Origin of the sequence: Halioxenophilus sp. WMMB6 (assembly GCF_033283405.1) — a bacterium.
Lineage (GTDB): Bacteria > Pseudomonadota > Gammaproteobacteria > Pseudomonadales > Cellvibrionaceae > Halioxenophilus.
Genome location: NZ_JAWMQR010000003.1, coordinates 489,303 through 505,649, shown reverse-complemented (window position 1 = coordinate 505,649; position 16,347 = coordinate 489,303). Strand labels below are relative to the sequence as shown.

16 protein-coding genes and 1 pseudogene are annotated in these 16,347 nt (G+C 57.1%); 11 read left to right on the top strand and 6 right to left on the bottom strand.

Features of this window, described 5'->3' with window-relative positions:
- Positions 1 to 41: 41 nt before the first annotated feature.
- Positions 42 to 1,064 (bottom strand): NAD-dependent epimerase/dehydratase family protein, encoded by a 1,023-nt coding sequence (locus SBL51_RS11250; RefSeq protein WP_317931026.1) that lies wholly within the window; start codon positions 1,062 to 1,064, stop codon positions 42 to 44.
- A 314-nt stretch (positions 1,065 to 1,378) separates the two neighbouring features.
- Here SBL51_RS11250 and SBL51_RS11245 point away from each other — a divergent pair, with 314 nt between their 5' ends.
- From SBL51_RS11245 to SBL51_RS11220, 6 genes are all read left to right on the top strand, one after another.
- Positions 1,379 to 3,157: a DUF4382 domain-containing protein gene (locus tag SBL51_RS11245; RefSeq protein WP_317931025.1), complete on the top strand. Its 1,779-nt coding sequence runs from the start codon at positions 1,379 to 1,381 to the stop codon at positions 3,155 to 3,157.
- A gap of 43 nt (positions 3,158 to 3,200) precedes the next feature.
- Entirely contained in the window at positions 3,201 to 3,467 is a 267-nt protein-coding gene (locus SBL51_RS11240) for a hypothetical protein (RefSeq protein ID WP_317931024.1), read from the top strand.
- The gene (locus SBL51_RS11235) at positions 3,457 to 3,924 is read left to right on the top strand and encodes a DUF3106 domain-containing protein (protein WP_317931023.1); all 468 of its coding nucleotides are present in this window, start codon (positions 3,457 to 3,459) and stop codon (positions 3,922 to 3,924) included. Before SBL51_RS11240 ends, SBL51_RS11235 begins: the two co-directional genes overlap by 11 nt.
- A 2-nt stretch (positions 3,925 to 3,926) precedes the next feature.
- A complete protein-coding gene (locus SBL51_RS11230; protein ID WP_317931022.1) occupies positions 3,927 to 4,793 on the top strand; it encodes a hypothetical protein in 867 nt (288 codons plus the stop codon).
- A gap of 9 nt (positions 4,794 to 4,802) precedes the next feature.
- Positions 4,803 to 5,345 carry an RNA polymerase sigma factor gene (locus tag SBL51_RS11225; RefSeq protein ID WP_317931021.1) on the top strand — a complete coding sequence of 181 codons (543 nt, stop codon included), beginning with the start codon at positions 4,803 to 4,805 and terminating at the stop codon, positions 5,343 to 5,345.
- 100 nt (positions 5,346 to 5,445) lie between these two features.
- Positions 5,446 to 5,856, top strand: coding sequence for a DUF3619 family protein (locus SBL51_RS11220; protein WP_317931020.1), 411 nt, complete (start codon positions 5,446 to 5,448; stop codon positions 5,854 to 5,856).
- A gap of 51 nt (positions 5,857 to 5,907) precedes the next feature.
- Here the strand turns inward: SBL51_RS11220 and SBL51_RS11215 are convergent, their stop codons facing one another.
- From SBL51_RS11215 to SBL51_RS11195, 5 genes are all read right to left on the bottom strand, one after another.
- Positions 5,908 to 6,210, bottom strand: a complete 303-nt coding sequence (locus SBL51_RS11215; RefSeq protein WP_317931019.1) for a metalloregulator ArsR/SmtB family transcription factor — start codon at positions 6,208 to 6,210, stop codon at positions 5,908 to 5,910.
- Positions 6,188 to 6,430 (bottom strand): DUF2892 domain-containing protein, encoded by a 243-nt coding sequence (locus tag SBL51_RS11210; protein WP_317931018.1) that lies wholly within the window; start codon positions 6,428 to 6,430, stop codon positions 6,188 to 6,190. Before SBL51_RS11210 ends, SBL51_RS11215 begins: the two co-directional genes overlap by 23 nt.
- Positions 6,431 to 6,555: 125 nt before the next feature.
- Positions 6,556 to 7,845: a hypothetical protein gene (locus SBL51_RS11205; protein WP_317931017.1), complete on the bottom strand. Its 1,290-nt coding sequence runs from the start codon at positions 7,843 to 7,845 to the stop codon at positions 6,556 to 6,558.
- Positions 7,846 to 7,850: 5 nt separating this feature from the next.
- On the bottom strand, positions 7,851 to 8,654 hold the full coding sequence (locus SBL51_RS11200) for an outer membrane lipoprotein-sorting protein (RefSeq protein ID WP_317931016.1): 804 nt from the start codon (positions 8,652 to 8,654) through the stop codon (positions 7,851 to 7,853).
- A complete protein-coding gene (locus SBL51_RS11195; RefSeq protein WP_317931015.1) occupies positions 8,647 to 11,232 on the bottom strand; it encodes an efflux RND transporter permease subunit in 2,586 nt (861 codons plus the stop codon). The genes SBL51_RS11200 and SBL51_RS11195 overlap by 8 nt, the downstream gene beginning before the upstream one ends.
- Before the next feature lie 285 nt (positions 11,233 to 11,517).
- Here SBL51_RS11195 and SBL51_RS11190 point away from each other — a divergent pair, with 285 nt between their 5' ends.
- The 5 genes and pseudogenes from SBL51_RS11190 (at position 11,518) to sufD (ending at position 16,346) form a co-directional block, all read left to right on the top strand.
- Positions 11,518 to 12,135, top strand: coding sequence for a class I SAM-dependent methyltransferase (locus SBL51_RS11190; protein WP_317931014.1), 618 nt, complete (start codon positions 11,518 to 11,520; stop codon positions 12,133 to 12,135).
- A gap of 117 nt (positions 12,136 to 12,252) precedes the next feature.
- Positions 12,253 to 12,702, top strand: coding sequence for a Fe-S cluster assembly transcriptional regulator IscR (gene iscR, locus SBL51_RS11185; protein WP_317931013.1), 450 nt, complete (start codon positions 12,253 to 12,255; stop codon positions 12,700 to 12,702).
- A 134-nt stretch (positions 12,703 to 12,836) separates the two neighbouring features.
- Entirely contained in the window at positions 12,837 to 14,273 is a 1,437-nt protein-coding gene (gene sufB / locus SBL51_RS11180) for a Fe-S cluster assembly protein SufB (protein ID WP_317931012.1), read from the top strand.
- A 94-nt stretch (positions 14,274 to 14,367) separates the two neighbouring features.
- Positions 14,368 to 15,090 (top strand): annotated as a pseudogene (gene sufC / locus SBL51_RS11175) (Fe-S cluster assembly ATPase SufC); the annotation flags it as partial.
- Positions 15,087 to 16,346, top strand: coding sequence for a Fe-S cluster assembly protein SufD (gene sufD, locus SBL51_RS11170; RefSeq protein ID WP_317931011.1), 1,260 nt, complete (start codon positions 15,087 to 15,089; stop codon positions 16,344 to 16,346). The pseudogene sufC and the gene sufD, both read left to right, overlap by 4 nt.
- The last annotated feature ends 1 nt before the right edge of the window (position 16,347 follow it).

Sequence of the window (16,347 nt, the reverse complement as noted above, 5' to 3'; positions counted from 1 at the left end):
ATCGGCAGGAGTCACCGTCACCGAGCCCGCCACGGACACTGCTAATTGGCCGGTTCTTTCGTCTCCCGCTGAGCTTTAAACCAGGTCACTGCATCAACCACTGTCTCTTTGATGGGGCGCGGTTGCCAGTGCAGCTGTTCGCGGGCCTTGCTGTTATCCAACTCTTTAAAGGCATCCGATAGATAAACGGCGTCGGTACTGAGCAGGTAATCTTTCTTACCCAACAACTTACAGATGCGTTGCGCACACCAGGCCACCGCGTAAGCCACTTTTTGCGGTATCAATTTCGGTGGCGGCGCGCCGGTAACACTGGTTGCGATCTGATAAAAATCGCTGTTGTGGATGTACTCATTGGCAATGATGTAGCGCTCACCCAAGTGGCCGTAGCGTTCGGCCTGCAGTGCCGCCTGGGCGACATCGCGAATATCCACCGTCGGTTGTGCGGCGTCGAGTACATATTTCATGTGGCCGGCGGCGACCTCCCACAAGGCTCCGCCGTGGGGTGTAGGGTTGTAATCTTCCGGACCGTAGGTGTTGGCCACGCACAGGGCGACACCGGGTAAGCCCTTTTCACGGCAGTAGGCCAGAAACCGGTTCTCCGCCTCCAGGCGGGCCAGAATGTAGGTGCAGGCCTTATCGCGCCAGTTAAATTCGATATCTTCGGTGACCGGGCCGTTGGGGTTCTGCCCGAGGGTGCCCATGGTGCTGGTGAAGATAAAGCGTTCGATACCGGTCTCCAGGGCGGCGTCCATGGCATTCACCAGGCCATCCACGTTGGTGCGATAGATTGGCGCTGGGTCGGTGAGCCAGAAGCGGGCGTCGAGAATACTGAAAAACACCGTACCGCAGCCGCGCATGGCGGTGCGCAGTGACTCCGGGTCTGCCACATCACCGTGAAAGATCTCTACCGCTAAATTTTCAATGGCGGCTTTGTTGCTGCTTTCACGCATCAGCACGCGCACTTTTCTGCCTTGGGCCACCAACAGGCGGGTGATGTGGCTGCCAACAAAACCGCTGGCACCGGCGACAAGGACCGGTTTTTCTAAGTAACTTGGCTCGGCCATAACCGATAATGCTCCGCTTGATTATTATTTGTGCAGTTTGCTGGCTGCTGTTTTTATTGAGTCGTATTGAGTCGCCATTCTCCCCGATTGCGGGGATAGTGCCAACTATCTAATTCCTGCTTTCAGTCTCATCTTTTTTTCTTCTCCCCGGTCAACCATATCTTTCCTGAAGCGTTTTAAGTGCGAGACAGAGGATCTGTCCGGCGCCGGCACAATTTCAATTAACGATAGCGAAGGTGAGGATCGAAGCGATGAATGGTTTTGGTTGTGGTTGGCTGGTAGGCGGCCCACGGTGGCTGGCGGCCGCTGTTTTAATGTCGAGTTTAGCTCTGGCCGCCTGTGGTGGTGGCTCCTCCGATACTGGTTCTGCGGGCGATGAGCTGAGCGATGTGGAGCAGAAGGGCACGTTGGCGCTGGCGCTCACCGATGCCGAAGGGGATTTCCTGGCTTACCGCGTCGCGGTGGCGAGTATCGCTATGACCCGCAGCGATGGCGCGCTGGTGGAGGTGCTGACTGACGATACCGAGGTGGACTTTGCCCAGTATGTGGATGTCAGCGAGCTGGTCAGCGTTGGCGAGGTGCCGGCGGGCCGGTATAGCCAGGTGGCACTGGTGCTGGACTACAGCAACGCAGAGCTGGTGGTGCAGTCGGAGTCTGGCGAGGCTATTACGGCCAATGCGGTCGATGGCAACGGCGAGCCGCTGACCAGCCTCACCGTCACACTCGATTTTGGCACGGATATGGGTGTGGTGGTGAGCCCGGGGGTGGTTTCCCAGGTCACCTTGGATTTTGATCTCTCCGCTTCCAACCAGGTAGTGATTGCGGCAGACCAGGCCGAGGTGACGGTCGAGCCACTGCTATTGGTGAGCTCAGCCGAGTTCGAGCCCAAGCTGGTTCGCGCCCGGGGAGTGTTGGAGGAGGTCGACCAGGCGGCCAGTGAATTCAGCCTGGATCTGCTGCCGTTTCGCCGACGCGCGGGCGAGTATGGTACCGGCCTGGTGAGTGTTACCGGCCAAACCAGCTACCTGGTCAACGGTACAACCTACCTCGGTAGTGATGGCCTGGCCGCGTTGGCGGCAGCCGCCGGAAGCGTGCCTGTGGTGTGTGAAGGGGAGTGGGATTTTGAGGCTGGTACCTTTATCGGCAAGCGTGTGGTGGCGGGTTCCAGTCTGGCCTTTGGCGAGGCCGATGTCGTGCGTGGTGTGGTGTTGGCCCGCGCTGGCAACCACCTAACCATGAGCGCGTCGGTGGTGGAGCTGGCGGAAGGTGAATACTTCTTCAGCCCGCGCCTTGAGTTGCAGTTAAGTGATGCTGTGCAAGTGATTGTGCAACGGCAACAACTGGCGGCAGAGAACAGCAACGCAATTTCGGTGGGTTCAGTCATTACCGCTGTTGGCGAACTGAACGAGGAGGATCTGTTTGCCGCCGATAGCGTGCACGTTTGGCAGTCGGGCCTGGCCGGTACCGTGGTTGCGGCGAGCCCCTTGGTGGTGGATTTGCAACTGCTCTCCGGCCACCGACCGGGTGCCTTTGATTTTGTCGGTACCGGTAGCAGCCTGGCCACCGATGCCGACCCCGACAATTACGATGTGGCCACGGGCAGTTTGGAGTTAAGCGGCCTCAACCTCGGCGAGCCGGTACGGGTACGTGGCTTGGTGGCTGATTTTGGTACCGCGCCGGAAGATTTCCTGGCGACTACTCTGGTGGACGCCGGTGGCTTGCGCGCTCATCTGTCCCTCGGTTTCACGCTGATGGGGGCTGAGGGGGTCTTTACTGATCTCACCGATGATGGGGCGTTAGTCACACTGGCCGGCGTGGGCCTGCGTCATCACATCGAAAGGGGTGGCATCATCAGTGATCCGGTAGCATTATTTAGCGCATTGCAGCTACACCCGGCCGGTGACGGCGGCACTTACGCCATTAGTCTGCGTAACAAAATAATGCTGTATGACAATTTTGCAGACTTTGCTGGCGCTTTGCAGATGCAACTGGCCGAAACTCCCAAGGTTCGACGAATCGAAGCCAGAGGCACCTTTGATGATGAGCAGGGTGTGTTTAGTGCTTATGCCATGGCGGTGGTACTGATTAATTAACAAGGTGTTGGTGCAGTATGAGCCAATGCCAGCTCCGGTGATTATGCGACCAGTAAAATTCCTACTCCTGTTTTTGTTGGTTTGGCCCAGTCGGCATCTGCTTGCCAGCGAAAACGAGAACAATGTGTTAGTGGAGAAGCCGCCACCGGCTTCGCTGTTGGAAATGCTCGCCGACTTTGGCGATGTGGATGACGAAACCTTTGAATTAATTGTGTTTCATGGTTTGGATGATTACCAAAAACAGCAGGCGAACCGTGCCCAAAAAGAACCGAGCAAGCGAGTTGAAGTGGAGGTGGAAGGTGAACAGTAGACGAGTCTGGTGCAGCCTCTGCTTCCTGATTTTATGTTGGAGTCATGCCGTGCTGGCACAAGAATGGAGTGAATTGCGACCAGAGGTGCAAGCCACCTTGGCCAATGTGGAGCAGCGTTGGGCGGGGCTTGATCAGGCACAGCGCCAGCGCTACTTGCAGGGTGCCGAGCGCTGGCTGGCCATGTCGCCCCAGCTGCGCGAGCGCGCTCTGGTACGGCTGCAGCGTTGGCAAAATTTGAGTGACGAGGAGCGGCAGGCGATTCGCGCCCGCTTCCAGCAGTTTCAAAGTTTAACGGATGAACAGAAGGCGCGTGTCCGCAAACAGTTTCAACGTTATCAATCTCTACCCGAGAGCAAGCGCGAAGCACTACGCAATCGTTGGGAGAGCCTGTCGCCGGAAAAAAAACGAGAGCTGATCGAGCGTATCCAGGATCGCCGTAACCGTGGGGGGGAATAGGCGTGCAGGTCAATACCAAATTATTGCTCGTATTGTTCGGTGGGCTGTTAACGGCAGTTGTGCAAGCCGATGAGAGCGAGTGGCTTGGTGCCGAGGCACCCAAACATTCGCTCGGTGTGCGCGTGGGTGCCGATACCGAAAATCAGACCCTGGCCGGCGCCGACCTGCAGCTAGGCCTGCCCAATTACAGCCAGATCGCCTTGGCCTATTCCGCGACCAGTGTTGATGACGATGGCGCGGCAGCCGACAGTCGCCATTGGTTAGCCGCCTTCACCACCGACCCTATCGCCAAATGGAGCCTGGCGGCGGAGTATCGCAGCGCCGTTGAGGAGTCGACTCTGGAGACTCGCGATTGGGAGTTTCAGGCGCAGTATTATCCGGGCAGCTGGTTGCTGCGCGTTGGCTTCATCACCGGCCAGGTAGAGGCCGATAACCCCTTTGATGGTGTCCGCGGCCGCGATTTTCGTGATCCGGAATTTGATCGTTTGGGGTTGAGCCTGCTCTACAGCGGGTATGCCGGTAATTGGCGTTTGGATTTAAGCGGTGTGACCTACGATTACGAGGAGAATATTCCCGAGCAGATCGGTAATCGGCGCCTGACTTTGTATATGGCACAGCGCACGCTCAGCGGCCTGCTCGATTTAACCGATCATCGCCTGGGCATGGCAATCAATTACCAGCGCAACAACTGGGCGTATCAGGTGGGCGTGTCGCAATATCAATACGCGATTACGGAAGAGAAAGAAAACAGTCTCTCGGCCGGTGTTACCTATTATCTATCCGATACTTTTAGCTGGTCGGCTTTCGCAGCCGGAGGCCTGGAGGACAACATCTACTATGGTGAGTCCGCGCTGCGCTTCCATTGGTGACCGTTGACCATGGCTGAAAATTGGCAGTTGGACCAGTTCCTGGCGTCGATCCAAAACCGGGCCTTTGTCACGGCGCGCCTGGCAACCGGCAACGCGGATGAAGCCTTGGATATTGTTCAAGACAGCATGCTGAAGCTGGTAAAAAGTTACGCTAATTACCCGCAAGCCGAGTGGCCGGCGCTGTTTCAGCGGGTATTGCAAAATACCATTCGCGATTGGTATCGCCGGCAGAAGGTGCGGCGCATTCTGTTTTGGTGGCAACAGCAGGATGCAGCTGATGATCAGGCAGAGTTGATCGAGCCCGGCGAGAATGGCACGACCCCCATGGATGCGCTTATTAATGGTGAAATTAACGCTCAGGTGGAAGTGGCCTTGCGTCACTTGCCCGAGCGCCAGCGACAGGCTTTTCTGTTGCGCGCCTGGTGGGAGCACAGCACCGAAGAGACGGCGGCGATTATGGGCTGCTCCACGGGTAGTGTAAAAACCCACTATTCAAGAGCATTGAAAGCCTTGCAGCTACAGTTGGACAACTTGGCCGTGAGTGCCAGTTGAATTTAGCCCAAGGCAGGATTGGGTTGTGGGATGTTTGGTCATAAAAGGAACGGGCCAATAGCGGAATTAGCCAAAGTAAAATTGGCACTTGAGGTAATCGATGAACAACGACAAGCAACAATCAGCAGAGCTGACACCGGAAGCTAAATTGGTGGTGGATTCTCTGCAGGCCAGTAGCGAGCAGTTACCGGAGTCGGTGGTGAGCCGCCTGCATCAGGCCCGGCAGAAGGCGTTGGCCGCTAATGTTGAGCCGGCCCGGGGGCGGGGTTTTGGTTTTTCCGCCAAGCAAACGATTGGGGCCGGTTTGAGTTTTGCCGGCTTGGCCGCGGTAGCGCTGGTGCTGTTAAATTCCAGCCCGCAATCCATTACCACCCCGCAACCTATTATCGCCACAGAGCCACCTGCCGTTGCCGGCGAACTGGAGTTGGTATTAACCAATGACGACTTCGAGCTGTTGGCCAACGACCTCAGCTTTTATGAGTGGTTGGCAGAGCAGCCGGATGCCAGCTGAGCGGTGCGTCGGCCTCCGGCTACAGCGGCACCATTTGCCTGTGGCTGAAGGCTATACCGTCGGGCAGAATTTATCCTTTAATAGCATCATCAGATTGAGTATGTCGGGATCGCTGATGGAGTAGTAAACCGTCTGCGCCACCTTTCGATTTTTCACCAGCCCCTGTTTGCGCAACACCGACAGGTGTTGCGAAAAAGAGGATTGGCTCAAGGGAAATGGTTCGTGCAACTCACCAACACTCATCTCACCGTCCGCCAGGCGGCATAAAATTAACAGCCGATACTCGTTGGCCACCGAGCGCAAAAACTCAGCGGCGCGAACAGCATCTTGCTCAGGCAGTTGTGGCATTTCCATCTTGATTTTTACTCTTGTAGAGTTCTACCTCGGTTTTTACACCGAATACTTTTTTCATAACAATGGTCGCCGGGCAAAAACCGGTGAACGACTGTTGAAACAGGTTGGCACCGATAAATACCGTAAACCAGACAAAATAGGGGTGTACCCAGACTGTCAGGGCGACCGACAACAATACCATAAAGCCCGCAAAGGCTGTTAACGCGCGTTCAGCACTCATCTCTCTTCTCCTACTGCCGATTAAAAACCCGATGATCATTCACATCGGTTGTTGCATTTCAATATCGCCACGCATTCGCTAGGCAGGCGAATGGCCTGGCAATGGTTGGTCTCTGTTCGAGCGCGTTAAAAGCTGTAACGCACTCGAGCGTAGAGATTGTTGTTCTCTTCAAACTGGCCGAAAAAGGTGTGCTTGTCTCTACCTTCAAACCAGTTCACGCCGCCACTCAGCTGCCACTGATCATTAAACCGATAGCTGGCCGTGGGCCGCCAATAGCTGTCGTGATCAGAGGGGGAGTAGAAGAGGAACAGCCCCAGGGTCAGTTTGTCGTTCTGGTTGCGCCAGGTGAGCCGGGTGGTGACCACGGTACGGTTCTCTTCAGGTTCCAGGTTGGCGGCCGGGGAGTTGGCCAGCAGCGCCTGGTAATCTTGCGTCTGTTCCAGATAGAACTGCACGGAGCCGGTTAAACGGGTGACCAGTTCCTGCTCATAGCCCACCAAAAGACGCCACTGGCTGTTGCCGATGGCCGGGTTATCGCCGTGGGTATCATCGGCGCTCAGGTAGTAGGCGGTTTCAACGTTGAAGATCCCTTTCAGCAGCGGCTGCCGCCAGGAGGCGCCCAGGCTCTGCAAGCGGCTGAAGGTGTAGCGGCCTTGCTGGTCGATGGCATTGGGGCTTTTAAAGAAACCATCGTAGCCGTACAGGGCAAATTCACTGCTGCCAAAATTGCGATAGAAACGCAACGCCCACTCGTCGTCATTGGGGGCGTCGGCATAAAACGACGGCGCGGCCGTGGCGCCCTGGCTGCGATCAAAAAAGGAGAAATAATCGCCGTTGATGTAGTTGTCGGGGTCGAATTCCGGCGTCCACACCAGATCAAAATTGATGATACTGGTGAAGTGGGAAAACTTAATGGCGTCGGATGGAGCCTTTAAATACTCATCCTGGCGACCGGCAAAAAACGATTGCCAATCTTTGGGGAAAAAATCATTCAAGAAGATATAGTCGCCGGTGCCCCAAGTCAGAATCTGTCGGCCCAGTTTAACGTCGAAACGGCTAAAGGAGGTCTGCGCCGAGGCCTCGCGCAACTCGTCCCGCCACTTATCCAAAACACCGTCGTAGTAGAGGTCGCCCTTGGCGGCGAAGTTCCAGCGTTGCCAGTAGTGGCTGGCCTCCAACCGTACGCGGCTGTCCATCACGCTGGTCTCTTTGTTGTAGTCACTATTCTGTAGACGAACACCGGCTGCCTGCTCGATAAAGCCGTGCAGCCAGGGGGCAGCCGGCGTCTCATCCTCCTCCCAGGCGTCGGCCCAGAGGTCGGTCTCTTCCTGGGCCAGGGCGTTGGCGGCCCAACTGCCACTGGCGGTGAGCAGGATGGCGGCAACCAGTTTTTTAACTGAGTGGTTCTGTTTCATTAGTGCTATTGCCCCAATTCCAACCACTGTCTTGGTGGTGTGCGCAGACTGCGCTCAGAGAAGATATCTTCGGGCAGGCCGAGGTTGTATTTGATGTGGCGAAACTGCATTTCGGTGGCGCCGCCGTTTAGCAGGTCCTCAATGCGCGAGTAGGTGACGGTTGGGTAACCTTGAATGGTTTCCACTTTCAGTGCCTGCACTTTACGGTAGAGGCGATCCTGGCTGTCGAAAAATTCGATCTGCATGGGAATGAAAGTGGTTTTATCGATCTCCACCACATAGCGGGAGAACTCCACACTGCTGGGATCTTTGGGGGTGGCTCCCAGCCGATAGAGGCTGTCGGTCTCTTCGACTAATTGAAAGTCGTCGAGCTCGGTGTTGCGCCCGGAGACATCTTCATAAAAGAAGTTGGAGCCCACAAACGAGGTGCGTTTGTCACCGGCGGAGATGCGTTTTACCAGGTCAAGACCGGGCAGGTACAACCAGCGGTCGTCATCGGCGTCGGTGCGTTTAATTACGCGAAAGACGGTGTCGCGCACGTCGGCCGGGCGCGAGAAAAAGACCATTAAATCCTGCTCGCCACCATCGGCGCGGTCGCGGCGCAAAATGGTGAACTGGCGGGTCTGCTTGCGGCCCTGGGCATCGACGATCAGCATGCGCGCTTCGGTGCGGCCATCATCGCCGGCGTAGTAGGAGGCGAGTTCCGCTTTCTTAACGATGTCGCGCACAGAGGCATCGGTTTCGGCAAAGGCACTGGTGTGGGCTAGGGCCAACACCGAGGTGAGTGCAGCTGCGAATAATTTACGCATGATGAGACTCCTCACTGGTTTGGGGTGCGGTTTTAAACAGCTGCTTCTTGAAAGGTGCAGCCACCGCCGGGATAACAATTAAGGTCACGATCGCGGAGATCGCCATAATGCTGCCGAGCAGTACACCGACGGTGATATAAGGCACCAGCGGGGCAAACAGCAGGGGCGTAAAGCCGATGGCAATGACAATGGCGTTGCGCGAGATGGCTCGCCCGGGCTCTTCAAACATCTCGGCCATGGTCGCCGACCAATCCTGGGTGCGGGCAAAGGTGGCGCGCAGGCGTTCGATAAAGTGGATGGCGAAGTCCACCGACAGCCCCAGGGTGAGCGCCGATAAAATGGCGATGGGCATGTCGTAATCCTTGCCGATTAAACCAACCAGGCCGTAAATCAGGCTGATGGTCAGGGTTAGTGGCAACATCGCCAGCAGGCCAAAGGCCACCGAGCGGAACAGGAAGATCATGATGACCAGTACGGTTATGAAGGCACCGATCAAACTGCCGATCATTCCCTCCACCATCTGTTTTTGCCAGATCACATTCAGGTAGGCCTTGCCCGCCCAGCGATAGGTCAACGCTTGGGGCAGCGGGTTGGCGGCGACATAGTCGGCCACCAGGTTCACTACCGCGGTCATATCCTGGTTGTCGCCACTGGTGAGCTGCAGCCAGATCAAACTCTGTTGATAATCGGGCGTAACAAAATGCCAGAGATCCTGCGGTCGGTGGGAGGATTGATACTGCAGCAGGGTCTGCGCAACGGCATTGCTGGAATCGGGTATAACGAAGTCACTATTTTCCCCCGAGCGCAATTCACGGTTCACCGTTTTGACGATATCGGCCAGGCTGTTGGATTTGCCCACCAAGCCGCTGGCTTGCAGATGGGCCTGCAGTTTTTCCATGTAGTGCAGCACTTCGGGGGCAACAAAGGCCTTTTGCTGGCTGGTGATTTTATCCAGCTCATTCATCAGATTTTCCAGCAGACCGGCATCCTCGTCACCGGCACTGAACAGCTGATCATCCACCTGCAGGGCGATATCGGTCAGGTCAATGTCGGCGGTATCCGTGGCTGCCAATTGCGCTTGCAAGTCGCCAAGCCACTGCTTAACAGAGTCGTCACTGGCCTGCTGCTGTGCATTTTGCAACAGCGGTTGCAGGCTGGCTTTGATGTCGTTGTGGCTGCTTAATACCAGGTAGGCATCGTAGGTGCCGGCAAAGTGCTCGTTCAACACCCGGTCGGCAACGCGCAATTCGTGGCCTGCTTTAAACCAGCGTACCGGGTTGTCGTTAATTTTAATTTGGCTGATGCCATAGACCGAGATGGCAAACAGGGCGGCGAAGCCGGCGATCCACCAGCGCCCGTGGTGGCTGGCAACATGGCCAAATTTACGGATCACACCAGCCAGTTTTGATTGGCTGGGGTCCGGTTGCTGCGCGGTTAACTTGGCCAGATTCTTCTCGCTCAAGCCACTGATGTAGGCCGGGATAAAGGTGATGGTCAGGAGGAAGGCCAACATGATGCCGCCGCCGACAAAAGCACCAAAGATCTGCACCGGTGGAATAGGGGTCATCATCAGCGACAGGAAGCCCACGGTGGAGGTGATGGAGGTGTAGAGCATGGGGGTGAACAGATGGCCCATTACCTCCTCAATGACCGCTTTGGCATTGTCGCCCGGTTTATAGCGGTCGGAAAACTCCGACAAAATATGGACCGAGTCGACCACGGCTATGGGCATTAAAAAGATGGCGATCATCGACGACATGATGTGCACGGTAAAGCCGGCGCCAATCAACGCCCCCATGGTGATCACCACGGTGGCCATGGCCACCAGCATCGGCGCGGTAATAAAGGCGACGTTGCGGAAAAAGACCCACAGCAGCACGAAGATCATCAAACCGGCCAGCGGCGCGGAGATACCCATCTGGATAAACATATCAACGCCGAAGCGGTCTTCCGCCACCGGCAGGCCGGTGATGTGCCACTGGTCGCCATTGGCGGCGGAGGCGGGCAGCTGATCGATAAAGCCCTGCACCTGCTTGGCAATGGCCCAGCTGGAGTTTTTGTTCTCCAGGGTGATGTAGATAGCAGCGGCCTTGGCGTCGCCGGAGACCAGGGTATCGTTGAGCAGCGGAATACGTTCGGCGTTGGTTTTAATCTCGCCGGCGGCGGCCGCGTCGGCAGGTGGTTGGGGCATCATCCACTCAAAGCGCAGTGTGCCTGGCTCGCCTTGGCTGATGTTATCGACATTGGCCAGCGACATCAGGTCGCTGTGCACCACCCCCTCGAGGCTGTCGGCAAATTTCGTCACCTGGTAAACGGCGTCGAGCGTGGTGGGATTGTAGACCCCTTTGTCGTTCACCACGCCCACCACTACCGTGTCGCGCATGGCAAAGGTCGATTTGGTGAGGTTGTGGAACTGTCGCTCCGGATTGCTGGCCGGCAGCATATTCTCTGGGTCGGTGTCGACATTCATACGGGGGAATTGGCTGAGTGCGGCCACGGCGAGCAGCGCCACCACCCAAAAAACAAGTTTGCGATGCCCGGTGGCAAAGTGGACCAGCTGGCTGGCTTTGGAGCTCATGAGGGGTTACCTATTTCGTAAATATCTAATTTAGATTTTTTCGATTATAGGGTTGGTCGGTACGATTTCAAGAACTATTTCGTATTATTCTAAATTAGATCAAAACGTTGATTGCTTAGGCCAAAAACTGCTGGGTGGGGTGGCGTGGCAATTATCCTGTCTTTGCCGGGAGCTGTAGCAGGCTTAGATCAAATCGTGGTTGAAACTCGGCCCTGGCGAGATCACCCCAGTCGCCTTGTGATCGGTTACCATTGTCCCCCTTTGCCAAACACAACAGGAATAACAATGACAATCGCGCTGCCGGCCAACATCGATTCAGTCAAGGGATTTTTAGATAAAGAAGAGGGGCAGGCGCTGGTGGAATACGCCCGTGCCGCCTGCGCCAAGCTACCGGCGCTGGAGGTGGGTAGCTATTGTGGCAAGTCGACCCTCTATCTGGCGGCGGCCTGCCAGTCGGTGGGCAGTATCGTTTACGCGGTGGATCACCATCGGGGCTCCGAGGAGCACCAGCCGGGGGAGGAGTACCACGACCCGGTGCTGTTCGACAGCCAGGCTCAGAAGATGGACTCATTCCGTGAGTTTCGCGCCAATATCGATGCCGCCGGCCTGACCGACAGCGTGGTGCCGATTGTCGCCACCTCGGCGGTGGCCGCCAAAATGTGGCAGACGCCACTGGGATTGGTGTTTATTGATGGTGGCCACAGCGAGGCGGCGGCTCAGGCTGACTACCACGGCTGGGCCAGGCACGTGGCTCCAGGCGGCTTTTTGGCCATCCACGACCTCTTCCCCAATCCGGAGGAGGGTGGCCAGGCGCCTATTAATATCTGGCGCCAGGCCCAGGCCAGCGGCCTGTTTGAGTCGGTGGAGGTGCGCAAGACCCTGGGTATTCTGCGTCGGATATAACTCATAGTTTAGTAAATTAGTCGGATAAATGGTTGACTAAAAAAGAGGGTTTTATGACAATACCAAGTCCTTTAAATAGTTTTATAAACAACCCTGATTAAAATTTCGGAGTGGACTATGCGGCTAACTACGAAGGGGCGCTACGCCGTCACAGCAATGTTAGATCTGGTTATTCATAGCGATAGCGGCCCAATTAGCCTGGCGGATATCTCCAAGCGCCAGGAGATATCACTCTCCTACCTGGAGCAGCTCTTCTCCAAGCTGCGCAAGCAGGGACTGGTGCGCAGTGTGCGCGGCCCGGGCGGTGGTTACAACTTGAGTCGCGAGCCCGACACCATCTTCATTGCCGAGATTGTCGATGCGGTGAATGAATCCATTGATGCCACCAACTGCGGTGGCGCTGGCAACTGCCACGCCGGCGAAGTTTGCCTGACCCACCACCTGTGGACTGATCTCAGTGCGCAAATTCACACCTTCCTGAGCAACATCAGCCTGCAGAGCCTGGTGGATCGGCGTAAAGCCGATGAAGAGCCCGAGCAAGAGCAGATTCTGGAGATGCTGGGCTAGGTTCACTCATCGGAAGATTCTTTGGCTTGCCGCCCCGGGCCGCTAGGCAGGGGGCGGGAAAGCTGTTAAAAAGCGCACCCCAATAGATACCGTAAGAGTATTGAGCGCTTGTTTCGTGATTAGCGAGTTGTCCAATGACTGAAGAAATTAACAAGGCCCTGGAGCGAAAGTACGAGGCAGGCTTTGTCTCCGCGATCGAGTCGGAGACCTTCGCCCCCGGCCTAAATGAAGAGGTGATCGCCCGCATTTCGGCTGTGAAGGGCGAGCCCTCCTGGATGCTGGAGTGGCGTCTGAAGGCCTTTGCCGCCTGGCAGCAGATGGAGACCCCGGAGTGGGCGCATCTCCACTTTCCGACCATCGACTACCAGGCCATCTCCTACTATTCGGCGCCGAAAAGCATGGCCGATAAACCCCAGAGCCTGGATGAGGTCGACCCGGAGCTGTTGGCCACCTACGAAAAACTGGGTATTCCGCTGCTGGAGCAGCAGATGCTGGCCGGCGTGGCGGTGGATGCGGTGTTCGATTCAGTATCGGTGGTGACCACCTTCCGCGACAAGCTGGAAGAGGCCGGGGTGATCTTCTGCTCCATCTCCGAGGCGGTGCACCGTTTTCCCGAGCTGGTAAAACAGTACCTGGGCAGTGTCGTGCCGCAGAAGGATAACTACTTTGCCGCCCTAAACTGCGCGGTGTTTACCGATGGCTCGTTTGTCTACATCCCCAAAGGGACCCGCTGCCCGATGGAGTTGTCGACCTATTTTCGCATCAACGAACAGAATACCGGCCAGTTTGAACGCACCCTGATCATCGCCGACGAGGGCAGCTACGTCAGCTACCTGGAAGGCTGCACCGCCCCGCAACGGGACGAGAATCAACTGCACGCGGCGGTGGTGGAGCTGGTGGCGCTCGATAACGCCGAGATCAAATACTCGACGGTGCAGAACTGGTACCCGGGTGACGAGAACGGCAAGGGCGGTATCTACAACTTTGTTACCAAGCGCGGCATCTGCCATAACAATGCCAAAATCAGCTGGACCCAGGTCGAGACCGGTTCGGCCATCACCTGGAAATACCCCAGCTGTATTTTGAAAGGTGACAACAGTGTGGGCGAGTTCTACTCCGTGGCACTCACCCGCGGTGCCCAGCAGGCCGATACCGGTACCAAGATGATCCACCTGGGCAAGAACAGCCGTTCGACCATCATCTCCAAGGGGATCTCCGCCGGGCGCAGCAACAACGCCTATCGTGGCCTAGTGCGTATGAATCCAGGGGCGGAAGGGGCGCGCAACTTTACCCAGTGCGATTCGCTGTTGATTGGCGACCAGTGCGGCGCCCACACCTTTCCCTACGTGGAGAGCCGCAACCCCAGTGCCATCGTCGAACACGAAGCGACCACCTCCAAGGTGAGTGACGAGCAACTGTTCCTCTGTCAGCAGCGGGGGCTGGATGCCGAGAAGGCGGTGTCGATGATTGTTAATGGCTTCTGTAAAGAAGTGTTTAAAGAGTTACCCATGGAGTTTGCCGTGGAAGCGGGCAAGCTGCTGGAAATCAGCCTCGAAGGCTCGGTTGGCTAACGAGGGGAGAGAGTTAATGTCGAACGAATATCTGTTGTCCGTCACCGGGCTCAAGGCCCGGGTCGAGGAGAAAACCATCCTGAAAGGGCTGGACCTGAATATCAAACCCGGCGAAGTGCATGCCATTATGGGCCCCAACGGCGCCGGTAAAAGTACCCTGGGCTATGTGCTCTCCGGCCGCGATGGCTATCAGGTCGAGTCGGGAGAAGTCACTCTCGACGGCCAGAATCTGCTGGAGTTGGCCATTGAAGAGCGCGCCCGCGCCGGCCTCTTTCTGGCGTTTCAATACCCGGTGGAGATCCCCGGGGTGAGCAACCTGGAGTTTCTGAAAGCAGCGGTGGACGCCCATCGTCAGGCCCAGGGGCAAGAGCCGGTCAGCGCCAAAGATTTCCTCAAGCAGGCACGCGAGGCCTGCAAGCAGGTCAATCTGCCGGCGGAATTTCTGAAGCGCGGGGTGAACGAGGGCTTCTCTGGCGGAGAGAAGAAGCGCAACGAAATTATGCAGATGCTGCTGTTACAGCCCAAGCTCTGCATTCTGGATGAGTCCGACTCCGGCCTCGATATCGACGCCCTGAAGGTGGTCGCCGATGGCGTCAACAGCATGCGCGACGGTCAGCGTGCCTTCATAGTGGTTACTCACTATCAGCGCCTGCTCGACTACATCAAGCCTGACTACGTGCACGTGCTGGCCGATGGCGCCATTGTGAAGAGTGGCGATGCCAGCCTGGCCCTGGAACTGGAAGATCAGGGCTACGCCTGGCTGGCCGAGCGCCGCGCCCAGGATCCGGTCGAGATGCATCATGAGGTGAATCAATGACCAACTGGTTGACCGAAACCGTCAGCCGGGGCATCGACGCCAGTGACTGGTTGGCCGAAAACCGGCGCCAGTCGCTGCTTAAACTGCAGGACCGCACCTGGCCGACCCGCAAAACCGAAGCCTGGCGCTATGTACCGCTGGGAACGCTGGAGCGGTTGCAGCCGGCTGTGGCCAGTTCCGCCGGCTACAGCGCCGAGGCGATTCCCGATCTAACCACCCTCGATCTGGTGTTTGTTAACGGCGAGCTGCTGTCGCTACCCGATAACCTCCCCGCCGGTGTCACCATTGAGCCCCTGGCCGAGGTGAGTAGTCGCCAACAGGCCTGGGCCGAATCCGTTTTCAATGCCGCCAAGCCCGATCGACACCTGTTTGGCCTGGCCAACGATGTGCTGGCCAAGGCTGGCGTGGTGATCGCCGTTGCCGAGGGTGTGCAGCTGGCCGAGCCCATTCGCCTGCTGCATTGGCAGAACGGTGGCGAAGCCCACAGCCGCCACCTGGTGCAGCTGGCCGATGGCAGCAGCGCCACGGTTATCGAACAGCACCTGGGCGATGCCGCCAGTTTTAACACCAGTTTCGCCGAGTACCTGATTGGTGCCCGGGCCGAACTGCAGCACTACCGCTTTGCCCTGCAGACCGGAGCAGCTATCAATATTGGCGGCTGCCACTTCAACCTGGCCGACCACAGCCAGCTGCGTTCGACCTTGGTTGGTTTTGGCAGCGATCTGGCGCGCCTGGATGTGGATATCAACCACACCGGCGAGCACGCCGAGGTGTTGCAGAACGCCATCTATCTGCTGGCCGGCAAGGAGCTGTTCGATCTGCACACCAATGTCGAGCATATGCGCCCCAATGGCATCACCGAGCAGAATGTGCGCGGCATTGTCGGTGATCACGGCAAGGCGGTCTTTAATGGTCGCATCCATATTCACCGCTACGCCCAGAAAACCCTGGCGGAACTCAACAACCGCAATCTGCTGCTGACCCGCACCGCCGAGGTCAACACCAAGCCGGAGCTTGAAATCTACGCCGACGACGTGCGCTGTGCCCACGGCGCCACCGTCGCCGAAATGGACGACAAAGCACTCTACTACCTGCAATCGCGCGGTGTCAGTGAGGTGGATGCCCGCATCATGCTCAACTTCGGCTTCATCAACGAACTGATCGAGCAGATCGAGCTGGAACCCTTGGCGGCTTGGTTGCAGGCGGTGTTGAAGGATCGCTTTGCCAGCCTGCGCCAGCAAGTGCAGGGGGTGTGAT